This window comes from Bradyrhizobium sp. FW305-F6, assembly GCF_058782905.1.
On sequence record NZ_JBYSYD010000001.1, the window covers coordinates 2,208,835 to 2,231,724 of the forward strand.

A 22,890-nucleotide genomic window follows, 5' to 3' on the forward strand; every position below is an offset into this window, starting at 1 on the left:
GGAATCTCGAGATTCCGGATTCGCGCTTTCGCGCGCCCCGGAATGACACCCAAGAAAAAAGCCCCCTCGCGGGGGCTCTTCATCTCGCCTCGTCTTTCGCCGCTCAGTGCGAGTCGGCCCAGACCTTCTTCTTGGTGAAATACATCAGACCCGCGAACAGGATCAGGAACACGAACACCTGGAAGCCGAGCGTCTTGCGCGCTTCCATGTGCGGTTCTGCGGTCCACATCAGGAAGGTGGTAACGTCCTTGGCGTACTGCGCGACCGTCGTCGGCGCGCCGTCGTCATAGGTCACCTGGCCGTCGCTGATCGGCTTCGGCATCTTGATGGCGTGGCCGGGGAAGTACTTGTTGTAGTAGGATCCCTCCGGAATGGTGACGCCCTCCGGCACCTTGTCCTCATAGCCCTGGAGCAACGCGGCAACGTAGTCAGGCCCCTGCTCCTGGTATTGGGTGAAGGCGTCGAAGATGAACCAGGGGAAGCCGCGCTTGTAGGAGCGCGCCTTGGTAATCAGGGACAAGTCGGGCGGTGCCGCACCGCCGTTCGCCGCGCGCGCAGCCTGCTCGTTCGGAAATGGCGAGGGGAAATAATCCGCCGGCCGGCCCGGACGCTCGAACATGTCACCGGCATCGTTCGGACCGTCCTTGACCTTGTACTCCGACGCAAACGCCGCGGCCTGCGCGACCGAATAGCCTGGCCCGCCGGGCTCGGCGAGATTGCGGAATGCGACAAAGGACAGGCCGTGGCAGCTGGCGCAGACCTCCTTGTAGACCTTCAGGCCGCGCTGCAAGGCGCCGCGATCGAACTTGCCGAACGGCCCGGCGAAGGACCATTTGTTGCCCGGAGGCTTGTCGGCGCCTTCGGCCGCTTTTGCGCTGTCCATCGAGCCCGCAAACAACGAACCGGCGAGCGCCAGCACGATCGCGGTCGAGACCATCGGAGTCGACCGGCTCCCGGTCTTGGCCAGCACGGCATCCGAGATCGAGTTCGGCACCGGCCGCGGCTTCTCGATGCGGGCGAGCAGCGGCAGCACGATCAGGAAGTAGGCGAAGTAGCAGAACGTCAGGATGCGGCCGGCGATGACGTAGATGCCTTCCGGCGGCTGTGCGCCGAGATAGCCGAGCAGAATGCAGACCGCGACGAAGATCCAGAAGAACTGCTTGGCCAGCGGACGGTACTTCGACGACCTGGTCTTGGCAGTGTCGAGCCAGGGCAGGAAGCACAGGATGATGATCGCCCCGAACATCGCGATGACGCCCGCGAGCTTGTCGGGAATCGAGCGCAGGATCGCGTAGAACGGCAGATAATACCATTCCGGCACGATGTGCGGCGGTGTCACGCCCGGGTTCGCCGGAATGTAGTTGTCGGCATCGCCGAGATAGTTCGGCATGTAGAAGATGAACCAGGAGTACAGCAGCATGAAGCAGACGACGCCGAACATGTCCTTGATGGTGGCATGCGGCGTGAACGGCACCGTGTCCTTTTCTGTCTTTGGCTCGACGCCGTCAGGGTTGTTCTGGCCGGCGACGTGCAGCGCCCAGACGTGCAGCACGACGACGCCGGCGATCACGAACGGCAGCAGATAGTGCAGCGAGAAGAAGCGGTTCAGAGTCGGGTTGCCGACCGCATAGCCGCCCCACAGCAGCGTCACGATGCTCTCGCCGACATAGGGAATGGCGGAGAACAGGTTGGTGATGACGGTGGCACCCCAGAAGCTCATCTGGCCCCAGGGCAGCACGTAGCCCATGAAACCCGTCGCCATCATCAGGAGGTAGATGATGACGCCGAGGATCCACAGCACCTCGCGCGGCTCCTTGTAGGACCCGTAGTACAGGCCGCGGAACATGTGGACGTAGACGGCGACGAAGAACATCGAGGCGCCGACCGCGTGCATGTTGCGCAGCAGCCAGCCGTAGTTCACGTCGCGCACGATCAGCTCGACCGACTTGAAGGCTAGATCGGCATTCGGCGTGTAATGCATCGCCAGGATCACGCCGGTCAGGATCTGCATCCCCAGCATGAAGGACAGGATGGCGCCGAAGGTCCACCAATAGTTCAGGTTGCGCGGGGTGGGATAGGCGACGAAGGAGGAATGGATGAGACCAAAGATCGGCAGGCGCCGCTCGATCCATTGCAGGGCCGGATTGCTCGGCTGGTAGTCGGATGGTCCGCTCATGATGCGATCCTGAGGAAATAGTACGACGAGACGGCGCGAGGCTTCGGACTAAGTCCGAAGCTCAGCCGATCTGGATTTTGGTGTCGGAAACGAACTGATACGGCGGCACGGGCAGGTTCGAGGGCGCAGGGCCCTGGCGAATGCGGCCGGACGTGTCGTACACCGAACCATGGCAGGGGCAGAAGAACCCGTCGTAGCTGCCTTCATGAGCGATCGGGATGCAGCCGAGATGGGTGCAGATACCGATCACGACCAGCCACTGCTCGTGGCCGGACTTGACCCGGGCCTCGTCGGTCTGCGGATCGGGCAGGCTCGCCACGTTGACGGCGCGCGCTTCCTCGATCTGCTTCTTGGTGCGGTGGCTGATGTAGATTGGCTTGCCGCGCCAGAACACCTTGATGTCCTGCCCCTCGGCGACCGGGCTGAGATCGACCTCGATCGGCGCACCGGCGGCGATGGTCGAGGCATCCGGATTCATTTGGGAGATGAAGGGCCAGAGCGCAGCCGCGCCCCCTACTGCTGCAGCCGCCCCCGTTGCAACGAATAAGAAATCACGGCGTGTCGGATGGTCCGCCGAAGACGCTGTCGTCACGATTCCAACCCTTTCTTCTTGCGCTGCCGGTGGAACCGCTCCGAGGGGCGCCAAGAGGTCCCCGGAAAGGCTGCCGGCGCCCGCGGCCCCCCGCGGCGGCAGAACTTGGCTTTCTCACCTCAAAACGGGCGAAACAGCAGTCCAGAATCGTTCTATTGGCACCCTTGCCGGGCGAGCGCAAGCCCGCTAACGGCGTGGGAGCGTGCAATGCACGAATTCCCGGGCGGACGATGTTTTATTGAGACATTTTGCGTCCGCAAACCACTCGCCGCCACCCATGCAGATCGCACTCTTCCAGCCTGACATCCCCCAGAACACCGGCACGATTCTTCGCCTCTGCGCCTGCCTGGGGCTGGCCTCCCACATCATCGAACCGGCGGGGTTTCCGATCTCGGACCGCTTGTTCCGCCGGGCGGGAATGGATTACCTCGACCATGTCAGGCTGACCCGCCATGACTCCTGGACGAAATTCGAGGAGTGGCGGAAAGCCGAGGGCCACCGGCTCCTGCTGTTCACGACCAGGGCCGCCACCGACTACCGCGATTTTCATTACCAGAGCTCGGACATCCTGCTATTCGGGCGCGAGAGCGCCGGGGTCACCGACGCGGTGGTCGCGGCGGCCGATGCGCGCCTGGTGATCCCGATCAAGGCGGAGCTGAGGTCGCTCAACGTGGCCATGAGCGCGGCCATGGCCGCAGGCGAGGCGCTGCGGCAGATCCGGAACCTCGAAGGCCCGACGGATTGAAGAGCCAAGGATTGAGGAGAGAGGCTTGAGTTACGCGGTCAAGGAAATCTTCCTGACCCTGCAAGGCGAAGGCGCCCATGCGGGGCGCGCCTCCGTGTTCTGCCGCTTTGCCGGCTGCAACCTCTGGAGCGGGCGCGAGGCGGACCGCGGGGATGCGACCTGCAAGTTCTGCGACACGGACTTCGTCGGGACCGACGGCACGCTTGGCGGTCGCTACAGCTCGGCCGCGGAACTCGCCGACACCATCGCCGCGCAGTGGCGCGCCACCGACGCCAATCGGTACGTGGTGCTTACGGGCGGCGAGCCGCTGCTCCAGGTCGACACCGCGCTGATCGACGCGCTCCACGCGCGAGGCTTCGAGATTGGCGTCGAGACCAACGGCACGATCGCAGCCCCTGATGGGCTCGACTGGATCTGCGTCAGCCCCAAGGGCGGCAGCGAGCTCGTACTGCGCCAGGGCCACGAGCTGAAGCTGGTCTATCCGCAGGCGCTGGCGGCGCCCGAGACTTACGAGGGTCTCGCCTTCGAGCGCTTCTCGCTGCAGCCGATGGACGGCCCCGAGGTGATCGAGAACACCGCGCGCGCGATCGAGTACTGCCTGCGCCACCCGCAATGGCGTCTCAGCGTGCAGACCCACAAATCGCTCGGCATCAGATAGGACACGACCCGCGAATGCCAATGGACGTCACGACGATCGAAGAGCGCAAGGCCCGCGCCCGCGCCTGGTTCGAGACCTTGCGCGACGACATCTGCGCGAGCTTCGAGCGTCTGGAAGACGACGCACCGCAAAGCCTCTATCCGGGCGAGGCCGGCCGCTTCAGGCGCACGCCCTGGCAGCGCAGCGACCACAGCGGCACGCCCGGCGGCGGCGGCGTGATGTCGATGATGTCGGGCCGGCTGTTCGAGAAGGTCGGCGTGCACTGCTCGACGGTGCACGGCGAGTTCGCCCCCGAATTCCGTGCCCAGATCCCCGGCGCTGCGGAGGATCCAAAATTCTGGGCCTCCGGCATCTCGCTGATCGCGCATATGCGCAATCCGCACGTGCCCGCCGTGCACATGAACACCCGCTTCGTCGTCACCACCAAGGCCTGGTTCGGCGGCGGCGCCGACCTGACGCCGGTGCTGGAGCGGAGACGGGCGCAGGACGATCCCGACAGCGTTGCCTTCCACGGGGCGATGAAACGGGCCTGCAACCTGCACAGCGGCGTTGCCGATTACGACAAGTACAAGAAATGGTGCGACGAATATTTCTACCTGCCGCACCGGAAGGAAGCGCGCGGCATCGGCGGTATCTTCTACGACTGGCATGACAGCGGCGACTGGGAGGCCGACTTCGCCTTCACCGGGGATGTCGGCCGCGCCTTCCTGGACATCTATCCCGAGCTCGTGCGCCGCAACTTCGCCAGCGCCTGGACGCCTGCGGATCGCGAGGAGCAATTGATCCGACGCGGCCGCTATGTCGAGTTCAACCTACTCTACGACCGCGGCACCATCTTCGGGCTCAAGACCGGAGGGAATGTGGACTCGATCCTGTCGTCGCTGCCGCCGGAGGTGAAGTGGCCATGAACGCCGTGCTGCCGCCATTGCCGCGCGCGATGCTGATCGACATGGACGACACCATCCTGTCGGCCTATGGCCGGCCCGAGATCGCCTGGAACACGATCGCGGCCGAATTCGCCGAGGAGCTGGCTCCCCTGCCGCCGCCCATGGTCGCCACCGCGGTGCTGGCCTTCGCGCGAAACTTCTGGGCCAATGCGGAAGCAGCATGGCGGATGAAGCTCGCCGAGGCGCGGCACCTGACGGTGAAGGGCGGCTTTGCCGCGCTTGCTGCGGCCGGCCATCGCGCCCTGCCCGACGATCTCGCCGTTCGCCTCGCCGACCGCTTCACCGCCTATCGCGAGGAGGAGATGTTCGTCTTTCCCGGCGCGCATGAGGCGATCGACCAGTTCAAGGCGCTCGGTATCAAGCTCGCGCTGGTCACCAACGGCGCGGCCGACATGCAGCGCGCCAAGGTCGAACGCTTCGAGCTGGCGCATCGCTTCGACCACATCCAGATCGAAGGCGAGCACGGCTTCGGCAAGCCCGAGGAGCGCGCCTATCTGCACGCGATGGAGGCGCTCGGCGTCACGCCTAAGGACACCTGGATGATCGGCGACAATCTCGAATGGGAAGTCGTGACGCCGCAGCGCCTCGGCATCTATGCGATCTGGATCGACGTGCATGGCGAAGGCCTGCCCGAGGGCTCGACGATCAAGCCCGACCGCATCATCCGTTCGTTGACGGAGCTGGTGCCCGAGCGGCCGTAATCGGCCGGCCAAAACACAAAACTCGAAAACAACCCCATGCACAGTAGGACGCTGCTGCAAAATCAACGACTTACGGATTTTGCGAAAATTTTCTGACCCGTCGGGCAAAACAGGGGTAGTATGGTATCGTCGCAAGAGTTGCGATGAGGGCCTTTGAGATGCAGGGCGATCGCATATTGGGTTTTTGAAAGACCCGAGCGCGCGCCTCGCCCTTCGAAACGACCGCGGAGCCTGTCATCGGGCCGCGCTTTGCGCGGACCCGGTGGCGGTCCCTCAGGGTGAAGCTAAGCGGCACCGGTGCCCGTTGAAACCAGCGAAACGCACGCGCTTCATCCTGGGGACCCGCCAGCGGCGGCGTCACGAAGGATGGCCACAGGCGAGATCACTCCCATATGCGATTCCCCTGCAGGATGAGGGCGGAGTGCGTGGCAGCTGCTTTGACAGGCACCGTCGCCGCTGAGCCTCATTCCGAGCCCCTAGCGCCGAAAGCGGATGCGGCATATGGAACCATCGAACGCCCATCAAGGTTGACACTGCTCGGGCCGCGATCGGCCGGCTCGTCATTGCATTGTGATCGCGACAATGAGGCGCAGGCGATCGATTTTCAGCTTCGCGATCTACGCGCGGATTGCCTTCGACAGCATCACAGCGAAAATCTAGCAGTGGAGATATCGGCCTGCCTCGGCTAAGCAATCGGGGTCCAGCACACGACATCTCTCCAACTCGCAGTTCGGGGCAACGAACGCAAATGTTCCTCCTTGCCGTTCTCGTCCTTCCTTTCGCGGGATCATTCATTGCCGCCCTGCTGCCGGTCAATGCGCGCAACGCCGAGGCTTGGCTCGCGGGAGGAATAGCACTCGCCGCCTTTGCCATCACAGCCATGGCCTATCCGGGTGTGACGAATGGCGGCGTGATCTCGTGGCGGACGGAATGGGTCGTCGAACTCGGACTGGACTTTATCCTGAGGCTCGACGGATTCGCCTGGGCCTTCGCGATGCTGGTCACCGGAATCGGCTTTCTGGTGGTGTTGTATGCCCGCTACTACATGTCGCCCAGCGATCCCGTTCCGCGCTTCTTTTCCCTGCTGCTGGCGTTCATGGGCGCCATGCTGGGGATCGTGCTCTCCGGCAATTTGCTGCAGCTGGTGTTCTTCTGGGAGCTGACCAGCCTGTTCTCGTTCTTGCTGATCAGTTACTGGCACCACAATTCGGCTGCCAGGGATGGCGCGCGGATGGCGCTCGTGATCACCTCCAGCGGCGGACTTTGCCTCTTTGCCGGCGTGCTGCTGATCGGCCATATCGTCGGCAGCTATGACCTCGACGAGGTGCTGGCGTCCGGCGAAGCGATCCGCTCGCACGCGCTCTATGTCCCCGCGCTCGTGCTGATCCTGCTCGGTGCCCTGACCAAGAGCGCGCAGTTTCCTTTCCATTTCTGGCTGCCGCATGCGATGGCCGCTCCGACACCGGTGTCCGCTTATCTCCATTCGGCGACGATGGTGAAGGCCGGTGTGTTTCTCCTGGTCAGGCTCTGGCCGGCGCTGGGCGGAACGAACGAGTGGTTGTGGCTCGTGGGATCGGCGGGTCTCATCACGTTCCTCCTCGGCGCCTTCCTCGCGGTATTCCAGCAGGATCTGAAGGGGCTGTTGGCCTATTCGACGATCAGCCATCTCGGCCTGATCACGCTGTTGACCGGGCTCGATACGCCGTTCGGACAGATCGCAGCGATCTTCCACATCATGAACCACGCGACCTTCAAGGCGTCGCTGTTCATGGCGGCGGGCATCATCGATCACGAGACCGGCACGCGGGACATTCGGCGCCTAAGCGGCCTCTGGGCGTTCATGCCGATCACGGCGACCCTGGCCATGGTTGCCGCGGGCTCGATGGCGGGGGTCCCGCTCCTGAACGGGTTTCTCTCGAAGGAGATGTTCTTCGCCGAAACGATCGAGATGCATGACAATTCACTCGTCGATCGAGCGCTTCCCTACATCGTCACCGCGGCCAGCACTTTCACCGTGGCCTATTCGCTGCGTTTCATCCGCGACGTGTTCTTCGGCCCGGCGCCCGTCGGCCTGCCGCGGACGCCTCACGAGCCCCCGCTGCTGATGCGACTTCCGGCCGAGCTCCTCGTGCTTGCATGCGTCGTCGTGGGCATCGCCCCCGGGATCACCGTCGCCCCTCTCCTCGATACCGCGGCTGGAGCCGTGCTCGGCTCCAAGATGCCGGAGTACAGCCTGTCGATATGGCATGGCTTTACCCCGGAATTTCTGATGAGCATCCTGGCGATGACCGGCGGGGTCGGGGTCTATGTGATCCTGCGCCCCTATCTCCTCGTCAACGAGGGGCCGCCGCTGCTCAACCGGTTCAATGGCAAGCAGGTTTTCGACTGGCTGATGGTGACGTTGTCCTGGCGCCTGGCGCGATGGCTCGAGAGCATCCTCGAGACGAGACGCCTCCAGCCACAGCTCAGGATCTTGGCCGGCGTCGCTTGCGTCGCTGCCCTGCTGCCGCTCTATTCGCGCGGCATTCCGTTGGATGATCCCTTCGGCGGCAAGTTCGATCTACCCTTCGCCGTGCTCTGGGCGGTCGGTTGCGCCTGCGCCATCGGCGCTGCGGTCCAGGCAAAATTCCATCGCGTGGTCGCATTGATATTGCTCGGGACCGCAGGCCTCGTGACCTGCGTCAGCTTCGTGTGGCTGTCCGCGCCCGATGTTGCACTGACCCAGATCGTGGTCGAGTCGGTCACCACGGTCCTCCTCCTGCTCGGCTTGCGATGGTTGCCGAAACGCGTCGGACCGGCCGGTTCGGACGAGGCAGGTCGCAGGATTCGATGGCACCGCATTCGCGACTTTTCCATCGCGCTCTTCGTCGGCGTCGGACTGGCCGCGCTCGCGCTCGCGGTGATGCAACATCCCGGCACCGATAGCATTTCGCGATATTTCGTCGAGAATGCATACACGAAAGGCGGCGGCACCAACGTGGTCAACGTCATCCTCGTGGACTTCCGCGGGTTCGACACGTTGGGCGAGATCACGGTGCTTGCGGTGGTCGCACTGACCGTCTACGCGCTCCTGCGCCGCTTCCGTCCCGCGCCCGAGAGCATTCCCGTTCCCGAACAGCAGCACGCCCAGGACAGCCACGACGAAGCGCATCCCGATCGACAGAAGGGAGACACTGCCAAGGAAACGACGGAGACTGCGGCGCTGATCATGGCGCTGCTGTTTCCGGTGATCGGCGTCGTTGCGATCTTTCTCCTGCTGCGCGGGCATGACCTTCCGGGTGGCGGCTTCGTGGCCGGCGTCGCCATGGCGACCGCATTCATCCTGCAGTACATGGCTCGCGGCACGATATGGGTGGAGGCCCGGCTTCACGTCCTGCCGGTGCGCTGGATGGGTGTCGGGCTGCTGCTTGCAGGGTGTACGGGAGCCGCGGCCTGCGTCGTCGGATACCCCTTCCTGACCTCGTACTTTGCCTATGCCGAACTGCCCCTGGTCGGCCGCATCCCCACGGCCAGCGCCTTCCTGTTCGACATCGGCGTGTTCTCGCTCGTGGTCGGCGCCACGGTGCTGATGCTCATCGCGATCGCCCATCAATCGTTGCGTCGCTACGGAAAGCCGCCCCAGACCGTTAGTCCCCTGGCCGGCGAGCCAGCGAAAGAGGGACTGGTCTGATGGAGCTCGTGCTGGCGATCGGTATCGGCACGCTTGCGGCGTCCGGCGTGTGGCTGATTTTGAGGCCGCGCACATTTCAGGTCATCATCGGACTGTCATTGCTCTCCTACGCGGTCAATCTCTTCATCGTGGCGATGGGACGAGCGCGGACGGGCGCTCCGGTGCTGATCGCAAAGGAGATCGGCGATCCGTCGAAATATGCGGATCCGCTGCCGCAGGCGCTCGTGCTGACTGCAATCGTCATCAGCTTTGCGACCACGGCACTGTTCCTGGTGGTGCTTCTCGCATCGCGTGGCCTTGCACGGACCGATCACGTGGACGGACAGGAGCCGGAAGCGTGAGCGGCATTGCGGATCTCGTCATCGCACCAGTCCTGCTGCCCCTGCTGGCGGGGGCAGGCATGCTGCTGCTCAACGGCGAAAGGCAACGGGCCGTCGTGGCCGGCCTCAACGTCGCCGCAACCCTTGCCCTCGTTTGCATCGCGGCGGTCTTGCTCGCAATGTCCGACACCGGAACCAGAGAGGTCTATCGGCTGGGCAATTGGCCCGCTCCGTTCGGAATCGTCCTCGTCCTCGACCGGCTGTCCGCCCTCATGCTGCTCCTGACCAACGTGCTGGCGCTGGCATCAGTGGTGTTCTCTCTTGCCCGTTGGCACCGGGCGGGTGCGCATTTCCATTCCCTGTTCCAGTTCCTGCTGATGGGCCTCAACGGTGCCTTCCTCACGGGCGATCTCTTCAACCTGTTCGTGTTCTTCGAATTGTTGCTGGCGGCATCGTACGGTCTTCTGCTGCATGGCTCCGGCCTGACGCGGGTGAAGGCAGGGCTGCATTACATCGTCGTCAACCTGGCGGCCTCGCTGCTGTTTCTGGTCGGGGTCAGCCTGATCTACGGCGTCACCGGGACGCTCAACATGGCCGATCTCGCAGCACGCGTGCCCACCGTCGCGCCCGAGAGCCGCGGCTTGCTCGAGGCCGGTGCCGGCGTGCTGGCTGTCGCCTTCCTGCTCAAGGCCGGAATGTGGCCCCTGAGCTTCTGGCTGCCGACCGCCTATGCGGCCGCAAGCCCGCCGGTGGCCTCGATCTTTGCGATCATGACGAAGGTGGGCGTCTACATCGTCCTGCGTCTTTCGCTGCTGCTTTTCGGCGAGGGCGCCGGCGCATCGGCCGGCTTCGGCAGCGACTGGTTGTTATGGGGCGGACTGGCGACGATCGTGTTCGGAACGATCGGCACGTTGGCATCGCAGGACACGGCCCGGCTCGGCGGCTTTTCCGTGCTGGTATCCTCCGGAACGGTGCTCGCCGCAACGGGGATCGGACAAGCCGGCGTCACCAGTGGCGCACTGTTCTACCTCGTCAGCTCGACGCTCGGCATCGGCGCGTTCTTCCTTCTCGTCGAGCTTATCGAGCGCGGCCGCGAGCCGGGAGCGGACGTGATCGCCGTCACCCGCGAAGCCTATGGAGACGAGGACGAGGTGGACGAAGCGGAGGGGGACGTCGGCATCGCTATCGTGGCAACGATGGGGTTGCTCGGTGTCGCCTTCATCGGCTGCGCGGTGGTCATCGCCGGGCTGCCACCGCTGTCCGGGTTCATCGCCAAGTTTGCGCTGCTCGCTGCGGCCCTCAATCCCGGCGATCGGAGCGGTGCCGTTCCCGGCAGCGGATGGGCGCTTCTGGTCGTGTTGATCCTCTCCGGTTTCGCGACGCTGGTCGCGATGTCGCGCGCGGGACTTCGCATCTTCTGGGCCTCGCCTGATCGCACGGTGCCCCGCGTCCGCGCGATCGAGATGGGGCCGGTCATGTTCCTGCTGATGATCTGCGTCGCTCAAACCATCCTGGCCGGTCCCGTGATCCGCTTCATGCAGGCCACCGCGCAATCCCTTCATGCGCCGGCGGGTTACGTCAGCGACGTGCTTCAGACCGGCGCCCGGAGCGGCCGTCACGTGGAGGGCAAATGACGCGCTTGCTGCCCTTTCCGATCGTGAGCTTTTGTCTGCTCGCATTGTGGCTGCTGCTCAACCAGGCGGTCACGGTCGGGCACATCCTGCTCGGCTGCCTGCTGGCGCTGTCCGGCGGGTGGCTCCTGACCGTGCTGGAGCTGCCGAGCACGCGCCTCCGACGACCCGGCGTCATGCTGCGACTGCTAGGACTGGTGGCGATCGACATCGTCCGTTCGAATCTCGCGGTCGGCCGGATCGTTCTTGGTTTCGGGCCAGAGCGGACGTCGGGGTTCGTGAACATTCCCCTCGACATGCGCAATCCCTACGGGCTGGGAGCGTTGGCCTGCATCATCACCTCGACACCGGGAACGTTGTGGGTGAAGTTCGACGCCCAGAAAGGTTCGCTGATGATCCACGTTCTCGACCTCGTCGACGAAGGCGAGTGGATCCGCATGATCAAGGGTCGTTACGAACGGCATTTGCTGGAGATATTCGAATGAGCCAGCTGCTGAGCTACTCTCTTATTGCCGCCCAGCTGCTGCTGGGATTGGCGATCGGTTGCGGCGCATTCCGGATCCTGGCTGGGCCGCGGGCGCAGGATCGCGTGCTGGGCTTCGATACGGTGTCCGTGAACGCGATGCTTCTGCTTCTGACGTTCGGGATCCGATCCGGCGAAGCGCTGTATTTCGAAGCAGCTTTGGCCGTGGCCTTGTTCGGTTTCGTCGGGACCGTCGCATTTGCCAAGTTTCTGCTGCGCGGCGAGGTCATCGAATGAACGGCATCGAACATCTGCCCCCCTGGGCTGCTGCTCTCACGGCCATTCTTGTTCTGCTCGGCGCTTCCGTCACATTGGTGGGCTCGCTCGGTCTGCTGCGGCTTGGCTCGTTCTACGAGCGGGTTCATGCGCCGACTCTCGGGACGACGCTCGGCACGGTCTTCATCGCAAGCGCGTCAATGGTCTGCTTCTCGGTCCTGGAGAGCAGACCGGTGTTGCATGAAATCCTGATCATGGCGCTCGGCCTCGTGACCACCCCCATCGCGCTGACCGTGCTGGTGGGAGCCGCGCGATTTCGTGACACCGCCGAACGGCGGGCTCAGGTCGATGAACCCGACATTGGCCAGGGGGAAGGCGCGCGGCCTCGCCGGCCATGACGCGCTGGTTCCGCGCGCCGTGCGGAAGCGCAGATCGCCCGTTGTCCGGGTGTCATGACAAGTTGTTAGCCTCTTCCGGCTCGATCAAAACCCGAAGGACGACCCATGGAATTGAAAGCCGGCGATATCGTGATGCTGAAATCCGGCGGTCAGCCGCTGACCGTTGCGGAGGTGAAGGCAGACGAGGTGCTCTGTCTGTGGATGGGCATGGAAGGCGACCTCTTCCGCGAAACGCTGCCGCTCGCCGTGCTGGTGCAGGTGGAAGAGGAGGATGAGGACGACGAGGATGAGGACGACGACGAATAGGCCTTTCGCACCGTATACTCGTTAGAACGGGGCGCCAGCGCCGGCACGCGCGATTGTCCGGCTTTCCATCGACAACGGTGCGATCGCGACCTCGCTCGCGCGAGCTTTGTCAGCGGCTCCAGAACCCAAATGGTCGAGAGCGTCTCGGTGCAAGCAAGCGGGGGTCAACACCCCCGCCCTGCGAATGCCTGCCGGATCAGAACCGGTAGTTGATGCCGCCCTTGGCCGTATGCAGTTTAACCTCGGTGTCCGTGAAGGACGCGCCGGGGAAGGCAAGAGCATTATTGTTGGACTTTCCGAGATCGATGTAGATGTACTCGGCCTTGAAGGTCCAGCGCGGGTCGAAGGCCCATTCAAAGCCGCCGCCCACGGAGAAGCCCACCTGGACGTCCGACGACGACGCGCTGCGCGTCAAGGCCGGGAAGAAGCCGTTGAAATTGGCGATGTTCGGCGTGGCGAGGTTGGAGGTGAAGATGCTGTTCTTGACGTGCCCCCAGGCGAAGCCGCCGGTGCCGTAGATCAGCAAATTGTTCGCGGCATAGCCGATACGTCCGCGGACCGTGCCGAAGACGTCGATTTCCTGCTTGAGGTTGAAGACGCCGGTGAACGCGCCGTTGTCGCCGCCGATCGTGCCGGTAACGCTGAAGGGGCGGCTTGCCGTCTCCTTGATGGCTGCGCCGCTGACATCCGCTTCCAGGCCGTAGACGAAAGCGCCGGACTGCCAATTGTAGCCGATCTGGCCGCCGCCGAACCCACCCTTCGGATTCACGTCCAGCGAGAAGGGGCCGGTGCCACCCGTGACGACATAGCCGGGGACCGTACCGGTTGCGAGCGCACCCGGATTGAAGGTCGCGGTCGGATCGCTCCAGCCATAGCCACCGTGCACGCCGGCATAAAAGCCGGTCCAGCTGAATGCGACCGGCACGGGCGGCGCCTTGGTGTAGGCCCTGCCGAGGTCGGCTGCGGAGGCGGCGTGGGAGAGACAGAGAGCCGAAAGCAGGAGAGTACCGGAGACGATGGATTTCATGACTTCCCTCGAACGTTGCGCGCGTGACGAGGCGGCCCCGCGCCGCGTGAGCATTCATAGAACCGCCGATCACCGGCCGTTCGTTTCGAGGCAATTTGTAGAGGCGATCTCGCAGTGCGGCTGTAGCGTCGGCGACACAGCGTGAAGCTGTCAAATACGGCTTATGCGCGCGAAGTTTGTTTGACGCGACGCAGCCAAGATTGTCGCGACGTCAGGTATTCCTAAAGCGACAGACGAGCGGCGGGCGCCCTGACCAGGACCTTGGGGGGCGAGCATGTGGATCGACCTGTGGTCCGGCGCGAGCGGCAGGTCGTCTATGTCGCGAGCTGCCGCGCCGCCACCGATATCATCACCAGCCCGCCGGTGATCACGGCGGCATCGAGGATGGCGGTGTGGATGTGCAGCGGCATCCGCTCGACGAAGGCCTTGGCGAGGAACGCGCCGGGGATCGCGATCACGCCGATCAGCAGCGCGAAGGCGAGCACCTGCGCGGTGACAGCGCCGGCAAGCCCGAACACCGCGATCTTGATCAGACCGGTACCGAGCGAGATCATCGCGTCGGTCGCGATCACGGCCGCGCCTTCGAGCCCGGCAGCCATCAAGAGCGACAGCAGGATCACGCCGGAGCCGGAGGTGCCGCCGACCAGGACGCCGTAGCCGACCGAGCCGGCGGCAAGGCCGGCGTCGCCGATCCTGACCTCGCGGCGGCGGAGCACGCGGCGCAGCGGCACGCTCAGGATCAGCATGGTGCCGATCACGAGCGCGGCGCCGACATTGGTGAGGCGCGTGTAGCCATAGGCGCCGAGCGCGGTGGTCAGCGCCGCGCAGGCCAGCACGATCAGCGCGCGGCGGCGGTCGGCATGGCGAATGTAGGCGACCGCGCGGCTCGCATTGGTCAGCATCGCCGAGATCGCGATGATCGGCACCACCGGCTCGGCGCCGACCAGCGGCACCAGCACCAGAGGCATCAGGGCCCCCGTGCCGTAGCCGGCGAGACCGCCGATGATCGACGCGAACAACGCCATCGCAGCGACCAGCAGCAGCTGGAGAAGCGAGATGTCGGCGAAGCCTGAGACGATGGTCAATTTCTCTCATCGCGGCCGACGCGGGCCGCAGCTTGCTCGGCGATGGCCGCGAGCGCGGCTTCCTCTAATGGAAACTCCGCCGCGAGCCAAGCGTCCTCGGCGAGCGTCAGCACATGGCCCAGCGCGGGTCCTTCGGCGAGACCACGCGCGATGAAGTCGGCGGCCTTCAGCGGGAATTTCGGCGCGGTCCAGCGCTGCGGCAGCTCGGCAAGCGCGCGCCAGCGCGGCGAACGCACGTCCTCGGCGGCCCGCGCCCAGCCGAGCAACACGCGATCGTGATAACGATCCGCGCCGAGCCGGTAGAGCAACCGCCGCGCATTGGCCTCGTCCTTGGTGGCGAGGCGCCACCAGCGATGGCCCATCGAATCCAGCGCCTTGGTCTCGGCATTGGAGAGCCGCAGGCGCGTGGCGACGCGCTTGGCGTCTTCGGTGACGGCGACCGTCAGCGCGGCGAGGCGGCGCGTGCCGCTCGCGACCAGGCCGAGCTCGCGCTCGATCGCGATCATCGTCGCGAGCGGCCCGGTGTAGACGACGCCGCCGACCAGCGGTTGCAGCAATCCGCCCTCGGCCATGGCCAGCACGGAAGCGGCTGCACCGCCGGCCAGCAGGAGTTTCAGCATCTCCATGCGCACCCGCTCAGCCGACAGATTGGCCAGGCCCGCGCGGCCCCTTATGCAGGCGAGATAGCCGTCGCGGTCGGGCTCGCCGGCGCCGAACGCGGCGTGGATGCGGAAGAAGCGCAGGATGCGCAAATAATCCTCGGCGATGCGCTGGTCGGGATCGCCGATGAAGCGCACGCGGCGCGCTTTCGCGTCGTTGACGCCGCCGACATGATCGTGGACGACGCCGCGCGCATCGACTGACAGGCCGTTCATGGTGAAGTCGCGCCGCTCGGCATCCTTCACCCAGTCGCGGCCGAATGCGACCTTGGCCTTGCGGCCGAAGGTCTCGGTGTCCTGGCGCAGCGTCGTGACTTCGTAAGGGTGCCCGTCGATGACGAGCGTGATGGTGCCGTGGTCGATGCCGGTCGGCACGCTCTTGATGCCGGCAGCCTTGGCGCGCCGTATCACCTCGTCCGGCAGCGCCGTGGTCGCGATGTCGATGTCGCCGGGCGCAAGACCGAGCAGCGCGTTGCGCACGGCGCCGCCGACCACCCGTGCTTCCTCGCCATCGCTGCCGAGCAGCTGCAGGACGCGCGCGGTCCCGCCTGCGGTCAGCCAGGGCGCATCTGCGAGTAACGGCTCGGCGCTCATCGATCGGTCCCTATTTTTCCACGCCCGGCACGAGCTTGCCGTTCTCGATATGGGCGGGAACGTAGGTCGAATCCGGCGGCGCGCCGGAGTACTGGGCAAGGCCGATCAGGCCGGCGATGACGAGCGCGAGCGCGACCAGGGTGAGGCGCGCAACGACGGTGACCGGCCATGAGGAGCGTTCGAACACACCGGACCGCGTCGCCGCCAGGAACAGCGCATAGACGGCAAAGGGAATGAGGAAGATTCCGATCTCGGTCAGAACCGTCCGGATCATGACGCGTAGATCCGCTCATACAGCACACGCAGCATTCCGGCCGTCGCACCCCAGATGTAGCGTTCCGCGAACGGCATCGCGTAGTAGGACCGCTCCATGCCGCGGAATTCCTTGCTGTGCACCTGGTGGTTGACCGGGTTCATGAGGAAGGATAGCGGCACCTCGAACGCGTCATCGACCTCGGACTGATTGATGGTGAGGGAGAAGCCGGGCCGCACCCGCGCCACCGTCGGCAGGATGCGGAAGCCGAAGCCGGTGCCGTAGAGATCGAGATAGCCGAGCGGCTCGACGAAGTCTCTGGACAGCCCGACCTCCTCCTCGGCCTCGCGCAGCGCCGCATCCAGCGGCGAGGCATCGACCGCATCGATCTTGCCGCCGGGAAAGGCGATCTGGCCGGCATGGTCGTTGAGATGCGCCGAGCGCTGCGTCAGCAGGATGGTCGGCTCGGGATGGTCGACCACCGCGATCAGCACCGCGGCCGGGCGCACCGGCTGCTCGCGCGCGATGATCTCCAGCATCTTGTCGGTGCCGGGATCGCCCGAGGCCGGGATGATGTTCGGATCGTACAGCGCGGGGGGCACGTCGAAACCGAGCCGAGCTTTGGAGCGGGCGAAGAAATCCGCAGCGCCAAGCGCGACCGGCTCGTTCGTCGGGATGGGCTTGTTCAAGTTCAAAGCGCGGCCCTCACCTGCTCCGCATCGGCCATGGCGAAGAATTCGCCGGATGATTCGACGCCGAACATCGGCTGGCCATCGACCATCCGCTCCTCACCCATGTCAACCAGATCGTAATAGAGCGCCCGCGTGACCTTGGCCCAGAGGTCGGCACGGACATGCAGGTAGGGCGTCAGCCCGCCGTCCCTCGCCTGCTCGAAGCGCAGCCGGTGCGCGGCATCGCAGGTGACCCAGTCGTCGACATTGGTGCGGAAGCGCAGCACGCGCTGCTTCCCTTCGCCATCCTTCTGCATCTCGACCGCCATGAACGGCGCATCGTCGACGCGGATGCCGACCTTCTCCACCGGCGTGACCAGGAAATGCTTGTCGCCCTCGCGCTTGAGGATGGTGGAAAACAGCCGGACCAAAGCGGGACGGCCGATTGGCGTCCCCAAATAGAACCAAGTACCATCGGATCCGATTCGGATGTCGAGATCGCCGCAAAACGGCGGATTCCACAGATGCACCGGAGGCAGGCCCTTTTTGGCGCCTTCGGCACCGGCAGCGCTTTTGGCGGCGGCGGTCAGCCCATCGAGCCCGCGGTCGGCGCTCTGCCCTTGGTTCGCCATGGTTTGCCCTGACTTTGTGATTGGCACGATTGGTGCAGGTCTACGTTGTACGCGGGCGTACGGTTCCATCCGGAATAGTCCGGTGTGGAGGTCGCCGTTTCGTGATGCCCTACATAACCCGAAGCCGATAAGGTGGGGATAGGTTAATTCAACGAATACATGGCCTTCCCTGCAAGTCTAGCATGGGTCCCATGATCTGGCGTGTCGATCTGACGATGCAAGCAAGCCGTGTGGCAGGCTGAAGGAGCGAGCGAATGGCGGAGAGTGTCGAGAAACTCGAGGACGGGATCGTCCGTTCGGCCGAGCAGGTGTCGAGCCAGGTTCGCGCGGCCAAGGACGCGATCGCCTCCGTGATCTTCGGCCAGGACCGTGTCATCGAGAACACGCTCGTCACCATCCTCTCCGGCGGCCATGCGCTCCTGATCGGCGTGCCCGGCCTTGCCAAGACCAAGTTGGTCGAGACGCTCGGCGTCACGCTCGGCCTCGATGCCAAGCGCATCCAGTTCACGCCCGACCTGATGCCCTCGGACATCCTCGGCGCCGAGGTGCTGGACGAGAGCACCACGGGCAAGCGCGCCTTCCGCTTCATCTCGGGTCCGGTGTTCGCGCAGCTCCTGATGGCCGACGAGATCAACCGCGCCTCGCCGCGCACCCAGTCGGCGTTGTTGCAGGCGATGCAGGAGCAGCACATCACCGTCGCCGGCGCGCGCCACGACCTGCCGAAACCGTTCCACGTGCTCGCGACGCAGAACCCGCTGGAGCAGGAAGGCACCTATCCGCTCCCGGAAGCGCAGCTCGACCGCTTCCTGATGGAGATCGACGTCGACTATCCCGATCGCGACGCCGAGCGCCGCATCCTGTTCGAGACCACAGGCGCCGAGGAGACGCTGGCGAGGGGCGCGATGACCCCCGATGCGCTGATCACCGCGCAACGGCTGATCCGCCGCCTGCCGGTCGGCGATTCCGTCGTGGAGGCGATCCTGTCGCTGGTGCGTTCGGCCCGCCCGGGACCTGACGCCGGAGAAGCCGGCAAGTTCATTGCCTGGGGTCCCGGTCCGCGCGCCAGCCAGTCCTTGATGCTGGCGGTGCGCGCACGTGCGCTGATCGACGGGCGCCTCGCGCCCTCGATCGACGACGTGCTCGACCTCGCCGAACCCGTGCTGAAGCACCGCATGGCACTGACTTTCCAGGCGCGCGCCGAAGGCCGCACCATTCCGGACGTGATCCGGCAATTGAAGGCACGGATCGGTTGATGGCAGCAGAGAACGGGCACGCGGCGAAGGAGACACTGGCGATCCGACGTGCCGATGGCGAAAGCCGCACGCTCGCCGCTTCGCTGCCGCGCCTGGTGCTCGAGGCCCGCCGCATCGCCGCCAACGTCATCCACGGTCTGCACGGACGGCGCCGCGCCGGCTCCGGCGAGAATTTCTGGCAGTATCGCCGCTTCGTCTCGGGCGAGCCGTCGCAGAACGTCGACTGGCGCCGCTCGGCACGCGACGACCATCTCTATGTCCGCGAGCTCGAATGGGAGGCCTCGCACACGGTCTGGATCTGGCCGGACCGTTCGCCCTCGATGGCGTTCGCCTCCAAGACCGCGCGCGAGTCCAAGCTCGAGCGGACGCTGATCGTCGCCTTTGCGCTCGCCGAGCTGCTCGTCGCCGGCGGCGAACGCGTCGGCATCCCCGGCCTGATGGCGCCGACCGCGAGCCGCAGCGTGGTCGACCGGATGGCGCAGGCGATGCTGCATGACGATGCCGACCGGCTGAGCCTGCCGCCCTCCTTCGTTCCGGCGGCGCTGGCCGAGATCATCGTGCTGTCGGATTTCTGGTCGCCGATCTCCGAGATCAGGACGACTGTGGCTGGGCTTTCCAGTTCCGGCGCGCATGGCGCGCTGGTGCAGGTCGTCGACCCCGCCGAAGAGTCCTTCCCCTATTCCGGACGGGTCGAGTTCGTCGAGCCGGAAGGCTTCGGCGTCATCACCGCCGGCCGCGCCGAGAGCTGGGCGCAGGATTACACCGCGCGCCTCGCCCTGCACCGCGACCAGATCCGCGCCGAGACGGGCAAGCTCGACTGGCTGTTCACGACCCACGCCACCGACCGCTCGGCCGCTGAGCTGTTGCTGTTTCTCCATGCCGGCATGCAGGTGAGCAAGTCGGGCGCCCGCACCACGACGATCAAGGCGGGGCCGGCCGCATGATGGGATTGCCGCTCGCCTTCACCCAACCGTTGCTCCTGATCGGCCTCGTCAGCCTGCCGGTGCTGTGGTGGCTCCTGCGCGTGACGCCGCCGCGGCCGCGCCGCATCGAGTTTCCGCCGACGCGGCTGCTGTTCGACATCACGCCGCGCGAAGAGACGCCGTCGCGGACGCCGTGGTGGCTGACCGCGCTCCGCCTGCTCGCCGCCGCGCTGGTGATCTTCGCGGCCGCCGGCCCGATCTGGAATCCGCAGACGGGCCTTGCCGGCAGCAAGGCGCCGCTGATGCTCATGTTCGACGACGGCTGGAGCGCGGCCTCGCACTGGGACGTCAGGATCAGGACCGCGGACGAGCTGCTCGCCAATGCCGACAACGAGGGCCGCGCCATCGCGCTGGTGCCGCTGTCCGAGCCGAACCGCGACATCACCCTGATGCCGGCGGGCGCAGCGCGCGTCGCGGTCCGCCAGCTCGCGCCAAAAGCCTATTCGATCGACCGCGTCGAGACGCTGGCTGCGGTCGACCGTTTTCTCAAGCTCACCGGCGACTGCGAGATCGCCTGGCTGTCCGACGGCGTCGACACCGGCCGCGGCGAGGATTTCGTGGCAGGCCTCGGCAAGACCATCGGCGATCGCAGCCTGACCGTGTTCGACGGCGGCACCTCCTCGCCGCTGGCGCTGGTCGCGGCCGAGAACGCCGCGGCGAAGATGACGGTGAAGGTGCTGCGCGCCGACAGCGGTATCGCGGCCGGCACCGTGCGGGCGCTCGACCAGAAGGCCTCGCCGATCGGCGAAGCCCGCTATTCGTTCGGGCCCCAGGACAAGGAGACCGAAGCTTCTTTCGACCTGCCGGTCGAACTGCGCAACGACATCACCCGGCTCGAGATCTCGGGCGAGCGCTCAGCCGGCGCAGTGCAACTGCTCGACAAGCGCTGGCGCCGCCGCGCCATCGGCATCGTCTCGGGCTCGACCAGCGAAACCGCGCAGCCGCTGCTGGCGCCGACCTTCTATCTCACCCGCGCGCTGGCGCCGTTCGCCGACGTGCGGCTGCCCGACAAGGGCTCGCCGCAGCAGGGCATCACGCAGTTCCTGGACCAGAAGCTGCCGATGATCATCCTCGCCGATGTCGGCACGATTGCACCCGAGGTCCGTGAGCGCCTCAATGCCTGGGTCGACCAGGGCGGCGTGCTGGTGCGGTTCGCAGGTCCAAGGCTGGCCCAGGCCGAGGACGACCTCGTGCCGGTCAAGCTGCGCAAGGGCGGCCGCACGCTCGGCGGCAGCCTGACCTGGGAGAAGCCGCAGCAACTGGCCTCCTTCGCGGCTGACGGCCCGTTCGCCGGCGTCGCGGTCCCCAGGGACGTCACCGTGAGCCGGCAGGTGCTCGCCGAGCCTGACGCCGTGCTCGCCACCAAGAGCTGGGCCTCGCTTGAAGACGGCACGCCGCTCGTGACCGGCGAACATCGCGGCAAGGGTCTCGTCAGCTTGTTCCATGTCAGCGCCGACATGCGCTGGTCGGACCTGCCGATGTCGGGCACCTTCGTCGAAATGCTGCGGCGGGTGGTCGACATGTCCGGCTACACGTCGAAGCCCGGCGCCGGGGTCGCCGGCGAAGCGACCACTGAAACGGTGGCGCCGCTGCACATCATGGACGGTTTTGGCGCCTTCGGCCCGCCGCCGGCCACCGCAAAGCCGCTTCCCGCGGATTACCGCGACCGCGCCACGTCGGATCATCCGCCCGGCTTCTATGGTCCGGCAGAAGGACCTCTCGCCGTGAACACGCTCGCCCCCGCCGACCGCATCGCGGCCCTGGACACCGCGGGCCTGCGCGCCCGGCACGCCACCTACACCAATGCCGAACCGCGCGACCTGCGCGGCTGGCTGCTGTCGACGGCGCTCGCGCTGTTCCTGGTCGACGCCATCATCGTCGCGGTGCTCGGCGGCGGGATTGCCGCGCTGCTGCGCCGCCGCGCCGCGCCCGCCATGATCCTGCTCGCTTTGCTCGCGGGATTTGCCGCGCTATCGCCCATGCCCACGCGTGCCGATAGCGCATCCGACGAGTTCGCAATGAAGGCGGTGTCGCAGACCCGGCTCGCTTATGTCGTCACCGGCAATGCCGACGTCGATTCCATCGTCAAGGCGGGGCTGAACGGGCTGACGCTGTTCCTGGCCCAGCGCACGGCGCTCGAGGCCGGCGATCCCGTCGGCATCGATCCCGCGCGCGACGAGCTCGCCTTCTTCCCGCTAATCTACTGGCCGATCGTGCCGGGCGCGCCGAAGCCGCCGCCGGACGCCATCAACAAGATCGACGCCTACATGAAGCAGGGCGGCACCGTGCTGTTCGACACCCGCGACGCGATCGAAGCCCCGCCCGGCGCGAACGGAGCCTCGCAGACCCCGGGCATGCAGACGCTGCGCGATATCCTGTCGTCGCTCGACGTGCCCGAGCTCGAGCCGGTGCCGCGCGAGCACGTGCTGACCAAGACCTTCTACTTGCTGCGCGACTTCCCCGGACGCTTCACCGCCGGCCAGACCTGGGTCGAGACCCTGCCGCGCGAAGAGGACGATGACAGCGCGCAGCGGCCGGCGCGCGGCGGCGACGGCGTCTCGCCGATCATCATCACCTCGAACGACCTCGCCGGTGCCTGGGCGGTGCGGCCCGACGGCCAGGCCATGCTGCCGGTGACCGGCGGCGACCCCCGCCAGCGCGAATTCGCCTACCGCGCCGGCGCCAACATCGTGATGTACACGCTCACCGGCAACTACAAGGCCGATCAGGTGCACGCACCGGCGCTGATCGAACGGCTGGGGCAATGATGCGGATGACGCGGTCGATCCACACACTCCGTCATTCCGGGGCGGCTCGAAGAGCCGAACCCGGAATCTCGAGTTTCCGGGT

At 65.8% G+C, this 22,890-nt stretch carries 22 protein-coding genes; 14 read left to right on the forward strand and 8 right to left on the reverse strand.

What is annotated here, in order from left to right:
* Positions 1 to 103: 103 nt before the first annotated feature.
* Both fbcH and petA read right to left on the reverse strand, forming a co-directional pair.
* Positions 104 to 2,176, reverse strand: coding sequence for a cytochrome b/c1 (gene fbcH / locus AC3WLX_RS10615; RefSeq protein WP_492335795.1), 2,073 nt, complete (start codon positions 2,174 to 2,176; stop codon positions 104 to 106).
* A gap of 61 nt (positions 2,177 to 2,237) precedes the next feature.
* Positions 2,238 to 2,768 (reverse strand): ubiquinol-cytochrome c reductase iron-sulfur subunit, encoded by a 531-nt coding sequence (petA, locus tag AC3WLX_RS10620; protein WP_291628201.1) that lies wholly within the window; start codon positions 2,766 to 2,768, stop codon positions 2,238 to 2,240.
* A 277-nt stretch (positions 2,769 to 3,045) separates the two neighbouring features.
* Here petA and AC3WLX_RS10625 point away from each other — a divergent pair, with 277 nt between their 5' ends.
* The 11 genes from AC3WLX_RS10625 to AC3WLX_RS10675 all read left to right on the forward strand — a co-directional run bounded on the left by AC3WLX_RS10625 (position 3,046) and on the right by AC3WLX_RS10675 (position 12,883).
* A complete protein-coding gene (locus AC3WLX_RS10625; protein ID WP_492335796.1) occupies positions 3,046 to 3,513 on the forward strand; it encodes a tRNA (cytidine(34)-2'-O)-methyltransferase in 468 nt (155 codons plus the stop codon).
* Between the two features lie 25 nt (positions 3,514 to 3,538).
* Positions 3,539 to 4,171 carry a 7-carboxy-7-deazaguanine synthase gene (queE, locus tag AC3WLX_RS10630; protein ID WP_492335797.1) on the forward strand — a complete coding sequence of 211 codons (633 nt, stop codon included), beginning with the start codon at positions 3,539 to 3,541 and terminating at the stop codon, positions 4,169 to 4,171.
* A 20-nt stretch (positions 4,172 to 4,191) separates the two neighbouring features.
* Positions 4,192 to 5,079: an oxygen-dependent coproporphyrinogen oxidase gene (gene hemF, locus AC3WLX_RS10635; protein WP_492335947.1), complete on the forward strand. Its 888-nt coding sequence runs from the start codon at positions 4,192 to 4,194 to the stop codon at positions 5,077 to 5,079.
* On the forward strand, positions 5,076 to 5,819 hold the full coding sequence (locus tag AC3WLX_RS10640) for an HAD family hydrolase (RefSeq protein ID WP_291628208.1): 744 nt from the start codon (positions 5,076 to 5,078) through the stop codon (positions 5,817 to 5,819). The genes hemF and AC3WLX_RS10640 overlap by 4 nt, the downstream gene beginning before the upstream one ends.
* Positions 5,820 to 6,567: 748 nt before the next feature.
* The gene (locus tag AC3WLX_RS10645; RefSeq protein ID WP_492335798.1) at positions 6,568 to 9,489 is read left to right on the forward strand and encodes a monovalent cation/H+ antiporter subunit A; all 2,922 of its coding nucleotides are present in this window, start codon (positions 6,568 to 6,570) and stop codon (positions 9,487 to 9,489) included.
* On the forward strand, positions 9,489 to 9,830 hold the full coding sequence (locus AC3WLX_RS10650) for a Na+/H+ antiporter subunit C (RefSeq protein WP_291622716.1): 342 nt from the start codon (positions 9,489 to 9,491) through the stop codon (positions 9,828 to 9,830). The genes AC3WLX_RS10645 and AC3WLX_RS10650 overlap by 1 nt, the downstream gene beginning before the upstream one ends.
* A gap of 59 nt (positions 9,831 to 9,889) precedes the next feature.
* On the forward strand, positions 9,890 to 11,443 hold the full coding sequence (locus AC3WLX_RS10655) for a monovalent cation/H+ antiporter subunit D (RefSeq protein ID WP_492335948.1): 1,554 nt from the start codon (positions 9,890 to 9,892) through the stop codon (positions 11,441 to 11,443).
* Positions 11,440 to 11,925, forward strand: a complete 486-nt coding sequence (locus tag AC3WLX_RS10660) for a Na+/H+ antiporter subunit E (protein ID WP_492335799.1) — start codon at positions 11,440 to 11,442, stop codon at positions 11,923 to 11,925. Before AC3WLX_RS10655 ends, AC3WLX_RS10660 begins: the two co-directional genes overlap by 4 nt.
* Positions 11,922 to 12,200: a K+/H+ antiporter subunit F gene (locus AC3WLX_RS10665; protein ID WP_492335800.1), complete on the forward strand. Its 279-nt coding sequence runs from the start codon at positions 11,922 to 11,924 to the stop codon at positions 12,198 to 12,200. Before AC3WLX_RS10660 ends, AC3WLX_RS10665 begins: the two co-directional genes overlap by 4 nt.
* Positions 12,197 to 12,577, forward strand: a complete 381-nt coding sequence (gene mnhG / locus AC3WLX_RS10670) for a monovalent cation/H(+) antiporter subunit G (RefSeq protein ID WP_492335801.1) — start codon at positions 12,197 to 12,199, stop codon at positions 12,575 to 12,577. The genes AC3WLX_RS10665 and mnhG overlap by 4 nt, the downstream gene beginning before the upstream one ends.
* A 105-nt stretch (positions 12,578 to 12,682) precedes the next feature.
* The gene (locus AC3WLX_RS10675) at positions 12,683 to 12,883 is read left to right on the forward strand and encodes a YodC family protein (protein WP_291622710.1); all 201 of its coding nucleotides are present in this window, start codon (positions 12,683 to 12,685) and stop codon (positions 12,881 to 12,883) included.
* 196 nt (positions 12,884 to 13,079) lie between these two features.
* Here the strand turns inward: AC3WLX_RS10675 and AC3WLX_RS10680 are convergent, their stop codons facing one another.
* The 6 genes from AC3WLX_RS10680 to AC3WLX_RS10705 all read right to left on the reverse strand — a co-directional run bounded on the left by AC3WLX_RS10680 (position 13,080) and on the right by AC3WLX_RS10705 (position 17,804).
* On the reverse strand, positions 13,080 to 13,910 hold the full coding sequence (locus AC3WLX_RS10680) for an outer membrane protein (protein WP_291622709.1): 831 nt from the start codon (positions 13,908 to 13,910) through the stop codon (positions 13,080 to 13,082).
* A 314-nt stretch (positions 13,911 to 14,224) separates the two neighbouring features.
* Entirely contained in the window at positions 14,225 to 14,995 is a 771-nt protein-coding gene (locus AC3WLX_RS10685) for a sulfite exporter TauE/SafE family protein (protein ID WP_492335802.1), read from the reverse strand.
* On the reverse strand, positions 14,992 to 16,248 hold the full coding sequence (locus AC3WLX_RS10690; RefSeq protein WP_492335803.1) for a CCA tRNA nucleotidyltransferase: 1,257 nt from the start codon (positions 16,246 to 16,248) through the stop codon (positions 14,992 to 14,994). Before AC3WLX_RS10690 ends, AC3WLX_RS10685 begins: the two co-directional genes overlap by 4 nt.
* A 10-nt stretch (positions 16,249 to 16,258) precedes the next feature.
* Positions 16,259 to 16,522: a DUF6111 family protein gene (locus AC3WLX_RS10695; protein WP_291622706.1), complete on the reverse strand. Its 264-nt coding sequence runs from the start codon at positions 16,520 to 16,522 to the stop codon at positions 16,259 to 16,261.
* Positions 16,519 to 17,190 (reverse strand): CoA pyrophosphatase, encoded by a 672-nt coding sequence (locus AC3WLX_RS10700; RefSeq protein ID WP_291622705.1) that lies wholly within the window; start codon positions 17,188 to 17,190, stop codon positions 16,519 to 16,521. Before AC3WLX_RS10700 ends, AC3WLX_RS10695 begins: the two co-directional genes overlap by 4 nt.
* A gap of 2 nt (positions 17,191 to 17,192) precedes the next feature.
* The gene (locus tag AC3WLX_RS10705; protein ID WP_492335804.1) at positions 17,193 to 17,804 is read right to left on the reverse strand and encodes a DUF1285 domain-containing protein; all 612 of its coding nucleotides are present in this window, start codon (positions 17,802 to 17,804) and stop codon (positions 17,193 to 17,195) included.
* Positions 17,805 to 18,058: 254 nt separating this feature from the next.
* On the opposite strand from AC3WLX_RS10705, the gene AC3WLX_RS10710 reads away from it, so the two are divergent.
* Genes AC3WLX_RS10710 through AC3WLX_RS10720 form a run of 3 tightly spaced genes read left to right on the forward strand, consistent with a single transcriptional unit; the run spans position 18,059 to position 22,808 of the window.
* Positions 18,059 to 19,057, forward strand: a complete 999-nt coding sequence (locus tag AC3WLX_RS10710) for an AAA family ATPase (protein WP_291622701.1) — start codon at positions 18,059 to 18,061, stop codon at positions 19,055 to 19,057.
* A complete protein-coding gene (locus tag AC3WLX_RS10715) occupies positions 19,057 to 20,001 on the forward strand; it encodes a DUF58 domain-containing protein (RefSeq protein ID WP_492335805.1) in 945 nt (314 codons plus the stop codon). Before AC3WLX_RS10710 ends, AC3WLX_RS10715 begins: the two co-directional genes overlap by 1 nt.
* Positions 19,998 to 22,808, forward strand: coding sequence for a DUF4159 domain-containing protein (locus AC3WLX_RS10720; RefSeq protein ID WP_492335806.1), 2,811 nt, complete (start codon positions 19,998 to 20,000; stop codon positions 22,806 to 22,808). The genes AC3WLX_RS10715 and AC3WLX_RS10720 overlap by 4 nt, the downstream gene beginning before the upstream one ends.
* Positions 22,809 to 22,890: the final 82 nt, after the last annotated feature.

Excerpts from the sequence above, each read along its gene's own strand:
- mnhG (WP_492335801.1), top strand. The coding sequence starts at position 12,197 with ATGAACGGCATCGAACATCTGCCCCCCTGGGCTGCTGCTCTCACGGCC.
- AC3WLX_RS10705 (WP_492335804.1), bottom strand. The coding sequence starts at position 17,804 with ATGGCGAACCAAGGGCAGAGCGCCGACCGCGGGCTCGATGGGCTGACC.
- fbcH (WP_492335795.1), bottom strand. The coding sequence starts at position 2,176 with ATGAGCGGACCATCCGACTACCAGCCGAGCAATCCGGCCCTGCAATGG.
- AC3WLX_RS10625 (WP_492335796.1), top strand. The coding sequence starts at position 3,046 with ATGCAGATCGCACTCTTCCAGCCTGACATCCCCCAGAACACCGGCACG.
- AC3WLX_RS10720 (WP_492335806.1), top strand. The coding sequence starts at position 19,998 with ATGATGGGATTGCCGCTCGCCTTCACCCAACCGTTGCTCCTGATCGGC.
- AC3WLX_RS10675 (WP_291622710.1), top strand. The coding sequence starts at position 12,683 with ATGGAATTGAAAGCCGGCGATATCGTGATGCTGAAATCCGGCGGTCAG.
- AC3WLX_RS10640 (WP_291628208.1), top strand. The coding sequence starts at position 5,076 with ATGAACGCCGTGCTGCCGCCATTGCCGCGCGCGATGCTGATCGACATG.
- AC3WLX_RS10710 (WP_291622701.1), top strand. The coding sequence starts at position 18,059 with ATGGCGGAGAGTGTCGAGAAACTCGAGGACGGGATCGTCCGTTCGGCC.
- AC3WLX_RS10655 (WP_492335948.1), top strand. The coding sequence starts at position 9,890 with ATGCTGCTGCTCAACGGCGAAAGGCAACGGGCCGTCGTGGCCGGCCTC.
- AC3WLX_RS10680 (WP_291622709.1), bottom strand. The coding sequence starts at position 13,910 with ATGAAATCCATCGTCTCCGGTACTCTCCTGCTTTCGGCTCTCTGTCTC.
- hemF (WP_492335947.1), top strand. The coding sequence starts at position 4,192 with ATGGACGTCACGACGATCGAAGAGCGCAAGGCCCGCGCCCGCGCCTGG.
- AC3WLX_RS10715 (WP_492335805.1), top strand. The coding sequence starts at position 19,057 with ATGGCAGCAGAGAACGGGCACGCGGCGAAGGAGACACTGGCGATCCGA.
- AC3WLX_RS10695 (WP_291622706.1), bottom strand. The coding sequence starts at position 16,522 with ATGATCCGGACGGTTCTGACCGAGATCGGAATCTTCCTCATTCCCTTT.
- AC3WLX_RS10665 (WP_492335800.1), top strand. The coding sequence starts at position 11,922 with ATGAGCCAGCTGCTGAGCTACTCTCTTATTGCCGCCCAGCTGCTGCTG.
- AC3WLX_RS10645 (WP_492335798.1), top strand. The coding sequence starts at position 6,568 with ATGTTCCTCCTTGCCGTTCTCGTCCTTCCTTTCGCGGGATCATTCATT.
- AC3WLX_RS10660 (WP_492335799.1), top strand. The coding sequence starts at position 11,440 with ATGACGCGCTTGCTGCCCTTTCCGATCGTGAGCTTTTGTCTGCTCGCA.
- AC3WLX_RS10690 (WP_492335803.1), bottom strand. The coding sequence starts at position 16,248 with ATGAGCGCCGAGCCGTTACTCGCAGATGCGCCCTGGCTGACCGCAGGC.
- AC3WLX_RS10650 (WP_291622716.1), top strand. The coding sequence starts at position 9,489 with ATGGAGCTCGTGCTGGCGATCGGTATCGGCACGCTTGCGGCGTCCGGC.